Source organism: Leucobacter rhizosphaerae, assembly GCF_022919175.1.
Lineage (GTDB): Bacteria > Actinomycetota > Actinomycetes > Actinomycetales > Microbacteriaceae > Leucobacter > Leucobacter rhizosphaerae.
On the sequence record NZ_CP095043.1, the window covers coordinates 1216779 to 1235581 of the forward strand.

An 18803-nucleotide genomic window follows, 5' to 3' on the forward strand; every position below is an offset into this window, starting at 1 on the left:
ACCAACACCGCGAGCCGGCGTGACCGCACGCCCCGTCAGCATCCCGACGGCTCCGCGGACGCCGAAGGAGGGACCGTGCACATCCATCGCCCGGACGAGACCGTCGAGATCGACCACACCCCCGTCGCCCCGCTGTCTGTCGGCCGGCAGGTCGCGGTCGCCGCGCTCTGCCTCGTGCTCGTCGCGGCGATCGCGGTGGGCGGATCACTGGCCTCGGCCTCGAACACCGAGGGCTGGTACCTCGAAGTCGAGAAGGTGCCGTGGAACCCGCCGAACGAGGTCTTCGGGCCCGCCTGGACCGTGCTCTACGTGCTGATCGCCCTCGTCGGGTTCCTGATCTGGCGCGCCGGGTACGTCGGCGGCGGCCGTCCGAACGCGGCACGACGCACCCTTCGTATCTACGCGTTCCAGCTCGTGCTCAACGCCGCGTGGACGCCGATCTTCTTCGCGGGCTACCCGGTCTTCGGGCAGCCCGCCTGGTGGGTGGCCATGGGCGTGATCCTCGCGCTCGTCGCCACCGTGATCTGGCTGATGGCCTCCGCCGCGAAGTGGTCGCGCGTCGCGACTCTGCTGCTGATCCCCTACCTGCTGTGGCTGCTCTTCGCGTCGAGCCTGAACGCCGGGATCATCGTGCTGAACTCGACGGTGTAGGCGCGCGGCGCGGGATCAGCCACACCTCCGAATCAGCCCTGGCGACTGCCACGTGACGCGAGCAGCGCCGTGCCGATCCCGAGCACGGCGAGCACTCCGATCCCGATCGACATCGCCTGCGCGGACCCCAGCGCGGATGGGCCTCCCGCAGCGACGAGGATGCCGACGATCGCCGAGGACACGCTGTTCGCGATGAGCTGCGTCGTGCTGACGCCGGCGGCAGCCTGCCGGCCCTCCGCGGGGTCGAGGGAGCTCCGCATGGCCGCCACGCTCAGGTGCGGGAAGGCCATGCCGATGCCGGCGCCCGCGGCGAAGAGCGCTGCAGCCCAGGCCGCGACCCGGACGAGTGCGGCGCCCTCGGTGACGAGCGCCGCATACGCGAAGAGTCCGAGTGCCAGGAACGCCGGTCCCGCGAGCATCACGAGGCGTCGACCCGGCGGACGCTCGATGGTGACGCTCACGAGTTGCGCCGCGGTCCACCCGACGGAGAGTGACGCGCCCAGGAATCCAGCCGCGAGCGGCGGCAAGCCCGCGAGCTCCTGCCCGAAGAGCGGCACGAACGCCTCCGCCATCGCCCCGGCACTCAGCAGCCCGAGCGTGAGATAGATCCACTTCAGCGGGTTGCCGCGACGGTACGTGGCGCGCGGCAGTACCGTGGCCCGCGCCACGCGCTCCCGCAGCACGAACCCCAGCAGCAGTCCGACGGCCGCGGCCAAGCCCACCACCGTGGGGATCCCACGCGGCACGACGCTCGTGACGCTGAAGGCCGCGGCGGCCGCGCTCAGCAGCACGAGGGAGAGCACCGGGATCGGCGGCAGGTGTCCCGCCTCCGCGGTGCTCCCGGGGACCGCGCGCCGCGACACCCAGGCGAGCAGCAGCGCGACGACCGCGAGCAGGGCGAAGGCCCCGCGCCAGATCCCCCACTGCGCGAACAGTCCGCCGAGGGTGGGGCCGACGAGGTTGCCCACACCCCACATCGCCGAGACGAGGCCCGCCGCGCGCGTCCACAGCCGCTCGGGAAGCGCGCTCCGGATCACGGCGTAACCGAGCCCCGCCAGCAGCCCGCCGCCGAGCCCCTGGATCGCACGCCCGACCAGCAGCACCTCCATGCTCGGCGCCACCGTGTTGCCGAGGGTCCCGAGGGCGAACAGGAGGAACGCACCCGTGTACGCCCGTGCCGCGCCGAATCTCGCGAGCACACGCGTCACCAGCATCGAGGAGACGACCGATGCCGTGAGGAACGCCGTCGCGACCCACGCGAAGTACTGCGCGCCGCCGATCTCGGTGATCGCCGAGGGCAGGAGGGCCGCCGTCACATAGACGTTGGTCGCGTACATCGCCACGCCGCCGGCCAGCACCAGTGCGGCGGGAAGGTGGTCGGGGCTGAGCAGCTCGCCCCAGCTCCCGGGTGTCGGGGGCATCGGGGTGCGACGCCCCCGCCGGCGCGAGGCGGGTTGCGGATCGAGCGCGGACTGCTCTCGCGGGAGCGGGATCTCGGCGGTGTGCGGGGTCATGCCTCCACGCTAAAACCTCAAGTAAACTTGAGGTCAAGTTCCCGTCCCACGACCGAAGGCGAGCTCGCATGCCCGGCCCGGCCCCCACCGACCTCCTCACCGCGGGTGAGGTCGCCCGCCGCACCGGCGTCGCGATCTCGGCGCTGCACTTCTACGAGCGCGAGGGACTGATCTCGGCCAGTCGCACCGCCGGCAATCAGCGCCGCTACGCGCGCCACGTGCTCCGCCGCGTCTCCATCATCCAGGTCGCCAAGCGCATGGGGATCCCCCTCACCGAGGTCGCCGACGAGTTCGCCCGATTGCCCGCCGACCGCATGCCGAGCACCCGGGACTGGGAGCGGATCAGCCGCCACTGGCGCGGCCGACTCGAAGCACGTCGGCGGGAGCTGGAGCGCATGGAGCGGGAACTCACCGGGTGCATCGGCTGCGGCTGCCTCTCGCTCAGCACCTGCCGGGTCTTCAACCCCGGCGACGCCCTCGCGGCCGACGGCCCGGGGCCGCGGCGCCTGCCGGAGATCTCAGCCGACTGACGGGGTGCGCGCTCGCGCCTGCCGTCGGCGGTCCACCTACCCTCGGCGGCCGCCGAACAGCGCGTGCAGCAGCGGCAGCCCCGAGCCCACGAGCAGCACGGTGCCGAGCACCGGGTCGTCCGGGCGAACGATGGCGCCCGCCACGAGCAGCCCGCCGAACAGCACCGCCGAGATGAGCCGCCGCGCGGTGCGTTCGAGGCGCGCCACCCGCCGCTCGAGCCGGGGCGAGGAGACGGCCACCGACCCGTCCTCCAGCCGCGACACCATCGCGTCGAGGCGCTTCGGCAGCCGGAGCGCCACCCCGGCGATCTCGAGAGCCTCCGTCGCGAAGTCCCGCACCACGTTGCCGCGCTCGTCCGCGATGAGCTGGGCGGCGTAGGGTTCCACCGAGTCCCACAGGTTGAACTCGGGATCCAGCGCGCTGCAGACCCCGGAGGTCAGCGACATCGCGCGGATCACGAGCAGGAAGTTCTCGGGCAGTTGGAAGGGGAGCGAGCGGATCACATCCCCGAACTGCACCGCGAACTCCTGGAACTCGCGGGGGTCGACATCGCGCAGCTCCGCGAAGCCCATGCCGCCGAAGCGGGCGAAGAGCTGGGTCATGGCACGCTCGAGCTCGGTCGTCTCGGCGGACGGGAGCAGCACCCCCACGTCCTGGATCGCGTCGACGAGTCCCCGGCCGTCGCGCGAGGCCGCGGCGATGAGCAGCTTGCGCAGGCCCGAGCGGGTCGACGCCGGCACCTCCCCCATCATGCCGAAGTCGATGAAGGTGAGCCTCCAGGGAGGCGGCTCCTCGGTGGCGGTCTCAGCGGGCACCGACGGCAGTGCCCCGGTCGGCGTCACGAAGATATTGCCGGGGTGGGGATCCGCGTGGAAGAACCCGTGGGTGAAGAGCTGATCGAACATGACCGCCGCGAAGACCGGGGCCACGCGCGCGGGATCGATGCCGGCCGCTCGGAGCGCCGGGCCGTCCGTGATCTTGATCGCGGTCACGTCCTCCAGTGTGAGCACGCGTCGGGTCGTGCGCTCCCAGACGACCGCCGGCACGGCGACCCGCGGATCCCCCGCGAAGTCGGCGCTGAACCGCTCCGAGTTCGCGGCCTCGTGCAGGTAGTCGATCTCCTCGAGGCTCGTCTGCGCGAACTCCTCGACGAGCGCGGGCATGTCGACGCGCCGGGAGACGATCCGGACGCGGCTCAGCCACCCGCCCACCCGCCGCAGCGCGGCGAGATCGATCTCCACGACGGTGTCGATATTGGGTCGCTGCACCTTGAGCACCACCGCGTCGAGGCCCGTCTCCTCCGCATCACGCGGTGCGAGGTGCGCGCGGTGCGCCTGTCCGAGCGACGCGGCGGCGATGGGTTCGGGATCCACCCACGCGAAGGCGCGCTCGAGCGGCATGCCGAGCTCGGACTCAGCGCGGGCCCGGATCGCGTCAAACGGCTCGGCCGGCACCTCATCCTGGAGTCCCTCGAGCTCCTTCGTGATCTCGGGCGGCAGCACGTCGAGTCGCGACGACATGAACTGACCGACCTTGATCATCAGCCCGCCGAGGTCGACCGCGAGCACGTGGAAGCGCCGCGCGAAGCGCTGCATACGCCGGGCGCGGGTGCGCTCCGCGACCGCGGCGAGGCCGAGGCGCGGCAGGAGCAGCTCGAACCACCAGGTGACGGCGAGGTTCCAGCTCGCGAACCGGAGGATTCGACGGTAGCGCGCCCGGGACTCACGGCTTCCAGCGTTTTCGCTCGGCGCCGGTCGGTTCGGCTCAGGATCGACGGGCGGCACTCGCGTCAGTCCTGCGCGAGGATCGCGTGGAGCCGCTTGCGCGCCTCGTCGATCACCGTGATGGCCTGCTGCACCTGCTCCGGCGAGCCCGAGCGGTGCACTTGGGCGGCGGCCTGCGCGAACTCGACGCCGGCCTTCGGGAGCGCTCCGAACCCGAGATCCTCACCGTCGCCGCCGGTCGCACGCGCGCCGGACCCGGCGGCCGTCGCACCCCACGGCAGATCGGCGGAGTCCTCGGCGGCGACTTCGCGCCCCGCCTCGGTGAGCACGTAGGTCTTGCGGCCGTGCTCCTCCTCGGCCTCGATGAGGCCCTCGTCCGCGAGGAGCTGGAGGGTCGGGTACACCGATCCCGCGCTCGGCTTCCAGCTGCCGCCGCTGCGCTCCTCGATCTCCCGGATGATCTGGTAGCCGTGCATCGGGCGCTCCGCGAGGAGTGCGAGCACGGCGATGCGGACGTCGCCGCGGCCGACGCGCGAGCCCGCGCGCTTCTCGAACTTCGAGCGCAGGTGGTCGAGCGCCTGCCAGACGGTGTCGGTGTGGGCGCCGGATCCGAAGCCGCCGGCGGGGAATGCACTGCTCATGATGTCCTCCTCGAACCCCTCAACGATAGTTAACGATATATCGTTGAGTGCGCGAGCGATAGGGATCCAGCTGTGAGTGAGCCGGGACTTCCGCGAGGCCGTCGCCGTGCGTCGCCCTAGCCCTCCTGGCCCTGATCCCGCAGCCGCACGAGCCGCTCGTGACCGGTCTCCTCCAACTCGGCGACGTCGGAGCGGGACTTCAGGAAGTCGGAGAAGGACCGGAAGCCGAGCGCCTTCTCGCTGAAGGACGGGTCCATGCGCCGCATCTGCTGCTTCACGGCCGAGCTGTGGAGCCACCCCGAGTCGTCCTTCTCCTGCCCGAGCCAGAGCGCCCGGATCAGCAGCCCCGTCACGGCGATCTCGGGATCGTCGTGCGTCTCCTCGTCGTCGCCGACGTGCGCGTCGTCCGGGCCCTCGAGATCGAAGGGCGCGAGGTCGCCGGTCCCCCGGAAGTCCGCGAGGTCGGTGAGATCCGCGAGGCCCGACGGTGCGAGATCCTCGACCGGCTTCAGCGTCACCTTCTCGCGCGATGCCGCCTTCTCGCGCTTCTGCTGCTTCGCGGGCTGCTCGCGCTTCGGCAGCTCCACGCCGGGGAGCGAGTCGTAGGAGGCGAACTCGTCGCACGCCGCGGTCAGCGCCTTGGCGGTGGATCCGGCCACGCCGATCCCGACCACGTACCGCCCGAGGCGCTTGCAGCGCTGCGCCAGCGGCACGTAGTCGGAGTCCCCCGCGACGATGACGACATGGGTCAGATCGGAGAGCCGGAACATGTCCTCGACCGTGTCGACCGCGAGGCGGATGTCGGCCCCGTTCTTGGCGTAGGCCGCCGCGGGGAAGAGCTGCACGAGATCGACCGCGCGGGCGACGAGCTGCGAGCGGTAGTCGGCGTTGACCGGAGCGGACCAGTCGGCGTACGCGCGCGTGAGCACGAGGGTGCCGAAGGAGGAGGCGTAGTCGATGATCGCGCCGACGTCGACGCGCGCGGCGGCGAGCCGGGCGGCGGTCTCGGGGTGCGTCGGGTCCTCGGCGATGCGCTGCCGGTCGCGCGCGTAGGAGTTTCGACCGTGCACCCGGTCATACCAGGAGAGCACGATGTTGTCGAAGTCGAGATAGACGGCGACGCGGCCGTTCTGAGTGTCAGTCACCCCTCCAGTGTGGCAGGGTTGGCGCCGACTGTCAGTGGGCGAACGCCCAGCGAATGGTGCGGCCGGCGCGTTACTGGATCGGCTGCGTGTGCACCGCCGTGGTGAGGTTCGCGCCGTTGATCTCCAGGTAGAGCTGCTGCTCGGTCACGGAGACCGAGCAGGTGCTGCGGCGCTCGAGCCGCGCGGCGGCGTCCTCGATGAAGCGCGGATCGAAGCTCTGCAGCGTGATCGCGTCGGCGTTGTGGATCGTTTTGCCCCGCCAGAGCCCGAGCACTCGCTCCGGATCGCGGTGGGTGTACACGGTGGTGCGCTCGGCGTGTTTGCTCGCGGAGTGGAGTCGCGCCGCGTCGGGCGCGCCGATCTCGATCCAGGTGGTGATGGCGCCCGTGAGATCCCTCACGAGCACGGCGGGCTCATCGGTCGTGGAGACGCCGCCGCCAAACTCGATCCCCTCTTGGTACTCCAGGCAGTAGGCGAGCAGGCGCGTCACCATGTAGAGGTCGGTCTCGGAGGGGTGCCGGGCGACCCGCAGCGTGAGATCCTCGTAGACTCCCCGATCCACATCTGCCAGTTGTACCGCGAACGTGTGGATCGTCGAGCCAATAGCCATAGTGCTCGATCCTACGCGGTGTGACCCGGGTGCTGCGGCGGTGCGACCTGCTGGGGCGGCTGGTACTGCGGCTGGGGTGCATATTGCGGCTGCGGCGCGTACTGCTGCTGGGCGACCTGCGGTTGCGGAGCGAACTGCTGCTGCTGACCGACCGGCTGCGGATACGCTCCCTCCGGCGCGGCGGGCCGGCCACTCGCCGAGCGGTGGATCAGCGCGGCGACGAGCGCGACGATCCAGCCCCACATGAGCGCCCAGGTGGCGGCGACGAAGCTGAACTGCTGGAACTGCGCCAGGTACAGCTCGGTGTTGTCGGAGGGAATGCGGAGCGTCGCCATCATGACGACCGCCCGCACGATCCCCGCGACCATGGCGGCAACAATCAGCGCACCCCAGGTGCCGAAGAACACCGCCGCGCCGCGCCCCGGGAGCGCCGCCCTCACGACGAGCCGCACGAAGAGCCAGGTCAACCCGACCAGCAGCACGAGCACGAGGAGCATGCCGAGGACCGCGAGGGGCGGGACCCCGGGGCGGAGCGCCCAGCCGAGCGGATCCTGCACCACGAGCGATCGCGGGAGCGCCGAGACTCCCCAGAGCACGGCGAGATGCGAGGCGAAGCTGCAGAGCAGCGCGCCGATCCCGACGAGGATCGCGACGACCAGGGACACGAGAGTGGCTCGGTTCCGATTCATGCGGTCAGGCTAGCACGCGGCCTGCGGGCTCCGCCCCGCCTCCGGATCAGGCCGCGGCGCGCTCCTCAGCAGCGCCGCCGCCGCGCACCTCGATGAGCGCCTCGGACCAGGCCTCGACCTGATCGAAGAGCGCGGTGACCGACGGGCCGTGGTACTCGGCCGGCTGGAAGCTGCTCATGTTCTCGAAGTCGGTCATGAGGTTGAACGTCGCCGCGGCGCTCACGGTCGCGACCTGCAGCTGCGACAGCACGAGCCGCAGGTGCTCGATCGCCCGCACGCCCCCGTAGACGCCGTATCCGACGAAGCCGGCGGCCTTGTTATGCCACTCGGAACCGAGGAAGTCGATCGCGTCCTTCAGAGCACCGGAGGTGGAGTGGTTGTACTCGGGCGTCACGAAGATGAAGCCGTCGAAGCGCGCGACCGTCTCGGCCCAGCGCTGGGTGTGCGCGTGCTCGTACTGGCCCATGGCCGACGGCAGGGCCTCGTCGAGGTGCGGCAGGCCGAAGTCGGCGAGGTCGATGAGCTCGTACTCCGCGGAGTCGCGCTGCTGCGCGCGCTCGGCGATCCACTGGGCGACGGCGGCGCCGTTGCGTCCGGGACGGGTGCTGCCGATGATGATGCCGATACGTGCCATGTCCAGTGCGTGCCTTTCGTGATGCGAATGCGGGAGGATGCTCCCTGCACAGCCCAACATGCTTGTAGCTGCAACTATTCCGACGAGTTTCGCGGCGCGCCGATCACAGCCCGAGCTGATCAAGCCGCGATTCGAAGCGCACCTGGACGTCCTCGGGTTCGGCACCGTCACTCTCGGACCAGATCGCGTCGAGTTCCCGCTGCACGGACGCGGGCAGCGCCGCGTACTTCGACTCCCAGTCGACGATCGGGGTCCAGTACCCGACGACCTTGAAGTGGGTCGCGGGCAAGCCGAGCTCCCGACGCACGTACTTGCGCACATCGCGGAGCGCGACGGTCTCCCCCGCGACCCAGATGTAGCCCTCGTCCAGCGGCAGTCGCGCGTCCACAATGGTGCGCACGATCTGGCCGAGCGTGCTCGGGCCGTGGCCGTTGCCGCCGATCACCCACGTCACGTCAACGTCCGCTCCGAACTCGAGCGGAACGCGATCCGCCTCCGTCGCGACCTCAAGCACCACCCGTGTCAGCACCCCGGGCGGCACTGCGGCAGCGATGCGCGCCGCGGCCGGCAACCCGGTGAGATCGGCCACGAGCACTTGCCAGGTCGTGCCCGGCGGTGGATCGTAGAGGCCCGTCGGCGAGTTGAGGCCGAGCACGTGCCCCGGAGCGGCCCGCGCGGCCCAGGGACCAGCGACCCCGGCGTCGTGGAGCACGAAGTCGATGTCGATCTCCCCCGCTGCCGGGCGCGCCTCCCGGATCGTGTACGTGCGCATCGGAGCGTCCGGTGCACCCTCGGGCGTCGCCCACCAGTCACCGTCCGGGACCGGCAACGAGACGTCGGTGGGGTCGTCGCCGTGCGGGAAGAAGACGCGCACGTACTCGTCGCCGATGCCCGTGCTCAGGAAGTCGGCGATGCCGTCACCCCCCAGGGTGACCCGGGTGAGCGTGGCGGTGAGCGGGGTGACGCGGGTGACAGTGCCGCGGTGGATCTTCACGGGGTCTCCGTTTCGGGGTCTGGGCACGGACCGGAGACCCGGTCGGAGTGCGGTTCGGGGGAATGGTCGGAGTGCGGTTCGTGGCGCGGATCTGGATCTGGGTCGGCACCGGGGCTCAGTGCAGGATCCGGCGGGTGCGGCGCGGAGGCCGAGTGCGCGTCCCAGAATTCTCGGTAGGCCCCGGCGCGGGCGCGCAGCCCGTCATGCGTCCCTTGCTGCACGATCTCGCCGCCCTGGAGCACGAAGATCCGGTCGGCGTTCGACACCGACTGGAGCCGATGCGCGATGAGGATCGTGGTCCGGTCGCGACGGAGCACCTCGATCGCCCGTTCGACGGCGTCGCGGTGCTGGAGCCCGACATCGGCGGTCGCCTCGTCGAGGATCACGACGGGGGCGTCCGCGAGCAGCGCACGCGCGATCGCGAGCTGCTGGATTCGGCCCTCGTCGAGCGAGTGCTCGGGACTGGATGCGGCGGTGAGATCGGCGGCGGGATCGGCGGCGTCCCCCGCGAGCGCCCAGTCGGCGCCGACGGCCCGCAGCACCTCTGCGAGATCCCGGTCGCTCGCCCCGGGCGCCGCGAGTCGCAGATTCTCGGCGATCCCCCCGCGGAACTGATGCAGTTCCTGCGAGATGTAATACGGCGCTGTGTCGTGATCGAGACGCACTGTGCCGGTGTCGGGCGGATGGTGCCCGGCGATCACTCGCGCGAGCGTACTCTTGCCCGATCCCGAGCTCCCGACGAAGGCCACTGTGGTGCCGTGATCAACGCGCAGCGAGATGCCGGACAGGCCCCGGCCGGTCGTCGCGTAGCGGAAGGCGACGTCGTCGACCGTGACGCCGACGGGCGCACCGGCCGCGGGCACGTCCGCAGGGGGGCGGGACGGCGCCAGTTCGATGACCCCGACGAGTCGCGCGAGCCCGATCGTGGCCCGCTGGATGTCGTCGAGCCCGAAGATCAGTTGCCCGATGGGGTCGAAGAGCCGATGGAACACGAGTGCGGCCGCGGTCGCCATCCCGACGGAGATCGCCTCGGATGACACCAGGACGAATCCCGTGGCGAGCAGGGCGATCAGTCCGACCGCCTCCCCGCCGTTGATCCAGCGGAACAGGCGATTGCGCACGCGCACGGCGTCGATCTGGATCCGGATCGATGCCGCGGCGCGATCCTCGACCCTGCGCAGCGCGTGGCTCTGCTCGTTCAGTGCGGTCAGGGTGTCGCGACCCGACACCGCCTCCATGACCGCCTGGCTCCGCGATGCCTCGCGAGCGCGCATCTCGCGGAACACGACGCGCGAGCGGCGGAGGAACGCCCGGGTGCCGAGCACGTAGAAGGGCAGGCAGGCCACCCCGGCGAGGGCGAGCCAGGGGTTCAGCGCCGTGAGCGCCCCGAGCGACACGACCACGGCGAACCCGGCGGAGAGCAGGGTCGGCACGACCGAACCACCGGCTTCGGCGACCGCATCGACGTCGCCGGTGACGCGCGAGAGCAGGTCGGCGCTCTCGCCGTCGTCGATCGTGCTCACCGGGAGTCGCATCGCTGCGGAGAAGACGTCCTCGCGCAATCCCGCGAGCACGTCCTGCACCAGCCCCGCGAGCATCCGCGCACCCCAGAGCGCGACGAGCGCGGCGCTGATGGCACCGAGCGCCACCCCGCCGACCCAGGCCGCCATGGTCGGCGTGCCCGCCCCGGTCGACACCGCATCGACGATGCGGCCCAGGCAGAGCGGGAGCACGAGGCCGAGCCCGGATGCTCCGAGGAAGAGCACCGCCACGAGTGCGGTCCGCGCGCGATGCCGGCGCAGCAGGCGCGCCAGGGTTCGCCGCACCTCGGATGCGCTGGCGATGGGCAGGGTGGTGCCGGCGATCGGGTCAGTCATGCCCGGACTCCGCCCTGGCCGCCGCCCCGACCTCCGCCCCGGCCGACCGCAGGTCGACGACGCGGTCGCAGGCCGCGAGCAGCACCGGTGACGACGTGATGACCACCACGGTGCCGTCGTGCTCCGCGAGACCCGCGGCGACACGGGCCTCGGTGATCGCGTCGACGGCCGAGGTCGGCTCGTCGAGCACGAGCACCTCCGCACCCGCGTGCAGTCCTCGCGCGAGCCCGATCCGCTGGCGCTGCCCGCCCGAGAGCCGGCGCCCGGCCTCCCCCACCTCGGCATCCCAGCCGCCGATCTCATCGACCGTGTCGTGGAGGGCCGCGGCACGCACGGCGGTCGTGTCGATGCCGTCGGGGTCCGTCCGATCCTCGGGCCTCCCCGGGTGCCGGTCCCGCTGCGGGCCCCCGATCGCATCGCGGAGCGTGCCGCTCATCATGGTGTGGTGGTGTGGCATCGCGACCACCCGGGCGCGCACGGCACTCGGATCGAGCTCTCGGACGTCGCGGTGCACACCGTCGACCTCGAGCGATACGGCGCCGGGGTCGACGGGGATCCGCAACCCGAGTCGGTCGGACAGGGCGCGGGCGGCGTCGCGGTCGGTGGGCCGGATTCCCACGAGTTCGCCCCGTCGTACGTCGATGCGGTCGCCCGCCCCGACCTGGAACGACAGCACGCCCGAGCGCTCCCGGTCGCTCGCAGGCCCCGGGGTCGGCGCGGTCGGAGCCTCGATCAGATCTCCCGCGTTGATGACCTCGGCGAGCCGCTTCGCCGAGGCCAGCTTGTGGATCCAGTTCGACGGGAACGAGCCCGCGAACGCGAGCGAGCCGCTCACGAACTGGGCGAGCCCGAGCACCGTCACGAGCTCGCCGATGCCGATCTGGCCGTCCGCGGCGAACCAGGCGGAGACCCCCGCGAGCCCGGTGATGGTCACCGCCGCGAGGATCGCGCTCACCGCTTCGTACCCGGCGAGTGTGCGGGCGGCCGCGGTTGCGGCGATGCGCGACCGATCACTCGCGGTCTCGTATCGCCGCACCGCCTCGCGGCGCGCGCCGATTCCGACGAGCACGCGGAACCCGGTCATGAAGTCGGCCGCGACGGCGCCAGCCTCGGTCGCGGCTCGCTGCTCGACGAGGCCTCGCCGTTCGAGCGGCCGCGAGACCGCGCGCATCACCGCCATCATGGCGATGGTCGCTCCGAAGACCACGGCGGTCGCGACGGGCGAGATAACGAGCATCGCCAGCCCCGATCCGAGGATCGCCGCGAGCGTCGCGCACTGCTGCGCCACCGACCAGGCGACCCCCGCAACCCGGTACGTGTCGGAGGTCGCGTAGGTGAGCGCCTCACCCGCCGAGAGCGGCAGCCGGGAGAGCCGCGGTCGCAGCATACGCGACAACGTGAGGTGCCGCAGCGCCTGCTCCCCGTGACCGTAGACCGACACCATGAGCCGCGACGCGGTCTGGTACGAGGTCGTGAGCACGAGGAAGACCCCGAGCAGCAATCCCAGCCACAGCACGAGATCGGCGGGGTCGCGGGGCAGCACGGCGCGGTCGATGGTGAGACCGATCATCACCGGGATCGCGGCCTCGGAGAGGGCGTGCAGGACGAGCAGCAGCGTCGCCGCGGCGAGCGCCGTCCCCCGACGCTCCCCCGCGAGTGCGATGCGGAACAGGGTGCCAGGGGTGACGGTCACGGGGTCCTCCGCCCGAGCGGCAGCACCAGCGGGGTCCCGGAGACGGGATCCGTGATGACCCGGCACGGCAGATCGTAGACGGCCTCGACCAGTTCCTCGGTGATGACCTCTCGGGGGTCGCCCTGCGCAACGATCGCGCCGTCGCGCATCGCGACGAGGTGCGTGGCGTAGCGAGCGGCATGGTTCAGGTCGTGGAGCACGGCGACCAGGGTGGTGCCGCTGCGGTGGAGGTCGGCGAAGAGCTCGAGCAGGTCGATCTGGTGCGCGATGTCGAGGAACGTGGTCGGTTCGTCGAGCAGCAGGTGGCCGGTCTGCTGCGCCAGAGCCATCGCCACCCAGACGCGCTGGCGCTGGCCGCCCGAGAGTTCGTCGACCAGGCGCGCGGCGAGATCGGTGATCGACGTCGCCGCCATCGCCTCCGCAACCGCGTGCTCGTCTTCGCGACTCCAGGTGCGCATCGCATTCTGGTGGGGAAAGCGCCCGCGCCCGACGAGGTCGGCGACCGTGATGCCGTCCGGCGCGATGGAGCTCTGCGGCAGCAGCCCGAGCTTCCGGGCCACTTCCTTCGGCTTCCGGCGATGCAGCTCCTCGCCATCGAGCAGGACCGCTCCCGAACTCGGGCGGAGCAGCCGGGCGAAGCCGCGCAGCAGGGTCTACTTGCCGCAGGCGTTCGGGCCGATGATGATCGTAAATGAGCGATCCGGCACCTCGAGGGTGAGATCGGAGATGATGCGGGTGTCCCCGTAGCTCAGTGTGATGTCGCGTGCGACGAGCGATGCGGTCATGCGGGTTCCTTTCATGAGCGACGTCCGTACTGGGCCGCGAGCAGCCACGCCAGGTAGAGCCCGCCGATCGACACCGTGACGACCCCGACAGGCACCAGGAGCAGCTGGGCGACACCGTCGGAGGCGACGACCAGCGCGGCCCCGGTGAGCATGACCGGAACGAGACCCATGGGGGTGTTCGAGCGCGTGAGCCGCTGGGAGATCTGCGGCGCAGCGAGCGCGATGAACGACATGGGGCCCGCCGCCGCGGTCACGAGCGCGACGAGCGCGACCCCGATCACCATGGCGGAGAGGCTGGTGCGCGCCGGACTCACGCCGAGCGCCGTCGCCGCGTCGTCGCCCATCTCGAGTACCGGGAGGGTGCGGTGCAGCGGCACGGCGAAGAGCACCACGAGCGCGAACACGGCGGCCGCGGGCAGGAGCTGATCGAAGCCGAGCGACGCGAGGGATCCCGCGCCCCAGGTCGCGGCCATCATCGCCTTCTCGACGCTGACGGAGATGAGGATCCAGGACGTCAGCGAGCCGAGGCCGGCCGAAACGCCGATGCCGACGATGATGAGGCGGAACGACGACATCGTGTGCTTCATCGCCAGGAAGTACACGACCAGTGCGGTGATGAGCCCGCCGACGAGCGCGCCCGCCGCCTTGAACAGGTACGTGTTCAGCTCCAGCACGATCATGGTGAGGGTGACGCCGAACTGGGCGCCGATGCCGAACCCGATGATGTCGGGCGACCCGAGCGGGTTGCGAGTGAGCGACTGGAAGATGCCGCCCGACAGCGCCAGCGCCGCGCCGCAGAGCATTGCGAAGAGCACCCGCGGCAGGCGCCATTCGAAGACGACCTGGCGGGTGTCGATGTCGGTGCTCGGGTCGACGAGCGCGCGGAGCACCTCGACGACGCTCACGTCGTAGGCCCCGATCGTCATCGTCGCGGCCCCGGCGGCGATGATCACCCCCGCGAGCACGAGTGAGACGACCACCGAGCGTACCGGGATGCGGCCGGAGACCCAGGGGGTGTCGATTCGGAGGGTGCGGCGAGCGTTCACAGACCGCTCACCTGCCGACGCCGCACGAGCGCGATGAGCACGGGTGCGCCGAGGATGCCCGTGACGATCCCGACCCGCAGTTCACCGTTCGGGAGCACCACGCGTCCAAGGACGTCGGCGAGGAGGAGGAAGACGGGCCCGATGACCATCGAGTACGCGAGCACCCAGCGCTGGTCGGGCCCCGTGAACCAGCGCACCATGTGCGGGATCATGATGCCGACGAACGCGATCGGACCGGCCGCCGCGACGCACGTGCCCGCCAGCAGCGTCACGGCGACGATCACGAGGATACGGGTGATGCGGATGCGAGCGCCGAGCGCCTGCGCGAGGTCGTCACCGAGCGCGAGGGCGTTCAGGGAGCGCGCGCAGCCGAGCCCGATGAGCAGTCCCGCGGCGATGAGCGGAAGGGCCCACTGGAGCTGATCGAGCGTGCGGCCTCCGACCGATCCGACACCCCAGAAACGCATGACCTGCAGGGTGCTGTGATTCTGCAGCACGATGGCCGTGGTGAACCCGGTGAACGCGGCCCCGAGGGCGACCCCCGCGAGGGTCAACTTCATGGGCGTTGCGCCGGACGACCCGAAGGATCCGAGGGCGTAGACGAGCACGGTGAGCACGAACGCCCCGGCTAGGGCGAAGGGCACGTAGCCCCCCGGCGTCGTGAGCCCGAGCACCCCCACGGCGAAGGTGACGGCGAACGAGGCCCCCGCGTTCACTCCGAGGATTCCGGGGTCGGCGAGCGGGTTGCGTGTGAAGGCTTGGATGAGCGCGCCGCACACCGCGAGCGCGGCGCCGACCAGGATCCCGAGGACCGTGCGCGGCACGCGCAGCTCGAGCACCAGGAGGTGCAGGGGGTTCGCGTCGTCCGTGGCGGTGATCGCGGTGATCACCGTCGCCGGGTCGATCGCGCGGCTCCCGACCGCGAGGGAGGCGATCGTGGCCAGCACCAGGCAGGCGCCCGCGACGAGCAATCCGATGGTGCGAGCACCGTGCCGGGTCGTGCCCGGCCCGCCGCTCCGGAGCACGCCGCGACCGCGCGGGAGGATCGCCCGGGCGGGGCGTCCTCCCCAGTCGGTGCGCGGCGCGGGTTCGGTCACTATCCGGCGATGGTCGGTTCGCCGGCGAGCGCCGCGGCGAGATCCTCGACGTACGTCGGCAGGATGTACTGCAGCGACAGCACGGTCGGCGCGCTGATCGCCGAGGCCTCGGCGTCGTTCGCGTAGATCACGTACGAGCCCGCCTCGATCGGCTGCCAGCGCGAGACCACCTTGTTCTGCACCGTGTACTCGCCCTCGGCGACGCTGGCGCCCCAGGCGGCGAACAGCTCGGCGTCGACGTCGTACAGGTTCTCCAGGCTGACGCCGGTGTACCAGTTGTCGCCTTCCGCGGTCGCGAGGAAGCTGTCCATGGCGGAGGTGGACTCGAACCCGAGCGACTCGGTGATCCGCACGCGCGGGTCGTACTCGAGGTAGACCCCGAGATCGGTGCCGCCCTCGTTCAGCGTCAGGCCCCAGACGAAACTCTTGCCGTCGAATTCGGGGTGGGCGTCCGCGAGGGAGGTCACGAGCTCCTCGGTTTCCGAGACCAGCTCCTCGGCCTTCTCGTTCTCCCACATGGCCGCGCCGACCGTGCGGGTCATGTCCTCCCAGGTGCTCGGATCCCAGGGGGCCTCGATGTAGGGCACGGTCGGGGCGATCTCGCTCAGGCGCTCGTACTCGATGTCGGAGATGCCCGTGTAGAGGCCGAGGATCAGATCCGGCTCGAGCTCCTTGATCGCCTCGTAGTTCGGGCCTTCCTCGGCGTACGGGATGATCTCGGGGGTCTCGCCGTACTCGGCAGTGACGAACTCCTCGAACCACGGCTGGTAGCCGCTCTCGCCCGCACCCCAGACCTCTTCGATACCGACCGGGTTTTCGCCGAGGGCGGCGACGATGTCGGGGGTCATCCAGCCGAGCGCGACGATCCGCTTCGGCTTCTCGGTGATGGTGGTGGAACCGTGGCCGTGCTCGATGACGACCCCGTCCGCGGCGGCGGCGCTCTCGGCGTCCAGGCCGGATGCGCCGCAGCCCGTCAGCACGAGGGCGGTGGCGGCGAGCAGGGCGGCGAGCCCGGACACGCGTCGCGCCCGAGGGCGCACAGAGGTCTGCGACATGGTTCTCCGATCGAGAAGAGTGGGAATGGGGCCGCGACGACACGGCATGCGATTAGGGAAGCCTCACCTAACAGAACGATGCTAGGACGAGAACCGGCCCGTATGTGTCGTCAAAGGGACGACTTTTGCCGAGATCCCGACATTCATCTGACCTATCGCCAGTAGTCGTCGCGAGCGTGGTCGGCCTGCGCGCGGGCCACGTATCGGCGAGGCGTCATGCCGAAGCGCTCCTTGAAGGCCGCCGAGAACGCGCTCGTCGAGGCATATCCGCATTTGCTGCCCGCGGCCCCGATGGGGGTGCCGTCCACCATCATCCGGGCCGCGACCGTCATGCGCACGCCGGTGCGCCACTGTCCGAAGCTCATGCCGATGTCGTTGCTGAAGACGCGCAGCACACTCCGCTCGTGGAGGCCGTGCGCGGCGAACAGCTCGCGAGCGGTGCGGGGGTCGCCGGGCTCGTCGAGGACCGCCTGTACGAGCCCGCTCACCCGCTCGTCGCCGGGCAGCGGCACCTCGGCGCGGTCCTCCACCGGATCGGGCACGGTCTGCTGCAGCATCTCGATCAGGACCGCCTGGATCCGGATCCTCAGCCCGTCCTCCATGTCATTGACGCCGAGGTGCAGCATCATCTCCTGCACCGCTCGAGGCACGAGCACGCGGGTGACCTCGTCGATCGAGGTCGCGAGCGAGGCGTCGGGTACGTAGGTGTAGCACCCCGTCGAGTCGCGTTCGTGAAGCGCGGTGTGCGGGGTGCCGGCCGGGATCCAGATCCCCTGGCCCGGCGCGAGCCGCCACATCGCATCCTGCAGATACACCCACACGGTGCCGCGGTAGCACCACGCGAGCATGGGATCGGGGTGGCTGTGGGGCGGCGACAGCGGGCGGGTGGGGTGAGAATCATTACTCGCGACGACCCCGGTCCCCATGAGGTAGGGGGCGACCACCGAAGAGGGGTGCACCCCGCTGGCCTCCCAATCCACCTGCCGATACGAATTCATCAGATGAATAGCGTACCAGGGGGTGCGCTCCGATCCCGGACCGCGGGGCGCGAGGCACTATACCGCGGCGGTGCCGGGCTGGGCCGTTGAGGAGAAGAGGTTCAGGCCGAGCATGTGCGAGAGGTGGCGGGTGGCCCGGATCCCGCGCACGCTGTTCCCGGCCGCGTCGAGCGGCGGCGAGAACGTGGCGAGACTGCCCTTGCCCGGCGCGATCGTGACGATCCCGCCCGCCACCCCGCTCTTCCCGGGCATGCCGACCTCGAACAGCCAATCCCCGCTCGCCTCGTACATCCCGGTCGTCGCCATGACCGCGAGCACGTCGCGGCTCACCGCCGGGCTCACGACCTCCGCCCCCGTCACGGGGTTCGTGCCGCCGTCGGCGAGGGTGGCGCCCATGCGCGCGAGGTCCTCCGTCGTCACGCGCAGCGAGCACTGCCGGGTGTAGAGCTCCGTGACCCGCATCGGGTCGATCGAGATGTGCCCGTAGCTCTGCAGCAGCCGGGCGATGCCCATGTTGCGCAGGTTCGTCTCCATCTCCGAGGCGAAGACCTCCTCGTCGAGCTCCAGGTCACGGCCGGCGAACGCCGAGAGTCCGCGGTGGATGTAGTCCCACTTCTCCTCCCAGGAGTCGCCCGGCACGAGCCCGGTGGTGGCGAGCGCTCCGGCATTCACCATCGGGTTCATCGTGTGGCCGCCGTTGAGCTCGATCGCCATCACCGAGTTGAACGGCAGCCCCGTGTTGTTCACGCCGATCCGCTCGCGCATCAGGTCGTGACCCAGGCTCTCGCAGACGAGCGCGTACACGAAGGCTTTCGAGATCGACTGGATCGAGAACTCCTGCTGCGCGTCGCCGACGCTGAAGGATCGGCCCGTCGCCGACGCCAGGCTGATGCCGAACCAGTCGGGATCCGCCTCCGCCAGCTTCGGGATGTAATCGGCGACCGCGCCGTCCGTGAGCCCGGCGTAGCGGGCATGCGTCTCACGCATGATCTCGCGGACGAACTCCGCGCTCGGCAGGTGCCCCGTCGAGACGACACTCTCGTCGGGGTGCCCCAGCTCGGGCTCGTGCGAGGAGGGAACCGGATTCTCGGGGTGCGCCGTCATGCCCTCAGCGTAGTC

Annotated in this window: 17 protein-coding genes and 1 pseudogene; 2 read left to right on the top strand and 16 right to left on the bottom strand. The window is 70.9% G+C overall.

Features of this window, described 5'->3' with window-relative positions:
- Positions 1 to 75: 75 nt before the first annotated feature.
- On the top strand, positions 76 to 651 hold the full coding sequence (locus tag MUN76_RS05610) for a TspO/MBR family protein (protein WP_244687911.1): 576 nt from the start codon (positions 76 to 78) through the stop codon (positions 649 to 651).
- Positions 652 to 683: 32 nt separating this feature from the next.
- Here MUN76_RS05610 and MUN76_RS05615 read toward each other — a convergent pair whose 3' ends face one another.
- On the bottom strand, positions 684 to 2165 hold the full coding sequence (locus MUN76_RS05615; protein ID WP_244687913.1) for an MFS transporter: 1482 nt from the start codon (positions 2163 to 2165) through the stop codon (positions 684 to 686).
- A gap of 68 nt (positions 2166 to 2233) precedes the next feature.
- Between MUN76_RS05615 and soxR the strand changes: the two genes are divergently transcribed.
- A complete protein-coding gene (soxR, locus tag MUN76_RS05620; RefSeq protein WP_244687915.1) occupies positions 2234 to 2695 on the top strand; it encodes a redox-sensitive transcriptional activator SoxR in 462 nt (153 codons plus the stop codon).
- A gap of 36 nt (positions 2696 to 2731) precedes the next feature.
- Here soxR and MUN76_RS05625 read toward each other — a convergent pair whose 3' ends face one another.
- From MUN76_RS05625 to glsA, 15 genes and pseudogenes are all read right to left on the bottom strand, one after another.
- Positions 2732 to 4480, bottom strand: coding sequence for an ABC1 kinase family protein (locus MUN76_RS05625; protein ID WP_244687917.1), 1749 nt, complete (start codon positions 4478 to 4480; stop codon positions 2732 to 2734).
- A gap of 5 nt (positions 4481 to 4485) precedes the next feature.
- A complete protein-coding gene (locus MUN76_RS05630) occupies positions 4486 to 5061 on the bottom strand; it encodes a PadR family transcriptional regulator (protein WP_244687919.1) in 576 nt (191 codons plus the stop codon).
- Between the two features lie 116 nt (positions 5062 to 5177).
- On the bottom strand, positions 5178 to 6206 hold the full coding sequence (locus tag MUN76_RS05635; protein WP_244687920.1) for an NYN domain-containing protein: 1029 nt from the start codon (positions 6204 to 6206) through the stop codon (positions 5178 to 5180).
- Between the two features lie 70 nt (positions 6207 to 6276).
- On the bottom strand, positions 6277 to 6816 hold the full coding sequence (locus MUN76_RS05640; protein WP_244687922.1) for a YaeQ family protein: 540 nt from the start codon (positions 6814 to 6816) through the stop codon (positions 6277 to 6279).
- Positions 6817 to 6827: 11 nt separating this feature from the next.
- The gene (locus tag MUN76_RS05645) at positions 6828 to 7505 is read right to left on the bottom strand and encodes a hypothetical protein (protein WP_244687924.1); all 678 of its coding nucleotides are present in this window, start codon (positions 7503 to 7505) and stop codon (positions 6828 to 6830) included.
- Between the two features lie 46 nt (positions 7506 to 7551).
- Entirely contained in the window at positions 7552 to 8139 is a 588-nt protein-coding gene (locus tag MUN76_RS05650; protein ID WP_244687926.1) for an NADPH-dependent FMN reductase, read from the bottom strand.
- Positions 8140 to 8242: 103 nt separating this feature from the next.
- Entirely contained in the window at positions 8243 to 9133 is an 891-nt protein-coding gene (locus MUN76_RS05655) for a siderophore-interacting protein (protein WP_244687928.1), read from the bottom strand.
- Positions 9130 to 11010 (bottom strand): ABC transporter ATP-binding protein, encoded by a 1881-nt coding sequence (locus MUN76_RS05660; protein ID WP_244687930.1) that lies wholly within the window; start codon positions 11008 to 11010, stop codon positions 9130 to 9132. The genes MUN76_RS05655 and MUN76_RS05660 overlap by 4 nt, the downstream gene beginning before the upstream one ends.
- A complete protein-coding gene (locus MUN76_RS05665; RefSeq protein ID WP_244687931.1) occupies positions 11003 to 12703 on the bottom strand; it encodes an ABC transporter transmembrane domain-containing protein in 1701 nt (566 codons plus the stop codon). The genes MUN76_RS05660 and MUN76_RS05665 overlap by 8 nt, the downstream gene beginning before the upstream one ends.
- Positions 12700 to 13488 (bottom strand): annotated as a pseudogene (locus tag MUN76_RS05670) (ABC transporter ATP-binding protein). The gene MUN76_RS05665 and the pseudogene MUN76_RS05670 overlap by 4 nt, the downstream one beginning before the upstream one ends.
- A gap of 11 nt (positions 13489 to 13499) precedes the next feature.
- Positions 13500 to 14534, bottom strand: coding sequence for a FecCD family ABC transporter permease (locus MUN76_RS05675; protein WP_244687933.1), 1035 nt, complete (start codon positions 14532 to 14534; stop codon positions 13500 to 13502).
- Positions 14531 to 15631, bottom strand: a complete 1101-nt coding sequence (locus tag MUN76_RS05680; protein ID WP_244687935.1) for a FecCD family ABC transporter permease — start codon at positions 15629 to 15631, stop codon at positions 14531 to 14533. The genes MUN76_RS05675 and MUN76_RS05680 overlap by 4 nt, the downstream gene beginning before the upstream one ends.
- Positions 15631 to 16686 (bottom strand): ABC transporter substrate-binding protein, encoded by a 1056-nt coding sequence (locus MUN76_RS05685; RefSeq protein ID WP_244687937.1) that lies wholly within the window; start codon positions 16684 to 16686, stop codon positions 15631 to 15633. The genes MUN76_RS05680 and MUN76_RS05685 overlap by 1 nt, the downstream gene beginning before the upstream one ends.
- A 152-nt stretch (positions 16687 to 16838) precedes the next feature.
- Complete coding sequence (locus MUN76_RS05690; protein WP_244687939.1) at positions 16839 to 17684, bottom strand: helix-turn-helix domain-containing protein; 846 nt, start codon at positions 17682 to 17684, stop codon at positions 16839 to 16841.
- A gap of 57 nt (positions 17685 to 17741) precedes the next feature.
- On the bottom strand, positions 17742 to 18788 hold the full coding sequence (gene glsA, locus MUN76_RS05695) for a glutaminase A (RefSeq protein WP_256451807.1): 1047 nt from the start codon (positions 18786 to 18788) through the stop codon (positions 17742 to 17744).
- Positions 18789 to 18803 lie beyond the last annotated feature (15 nt).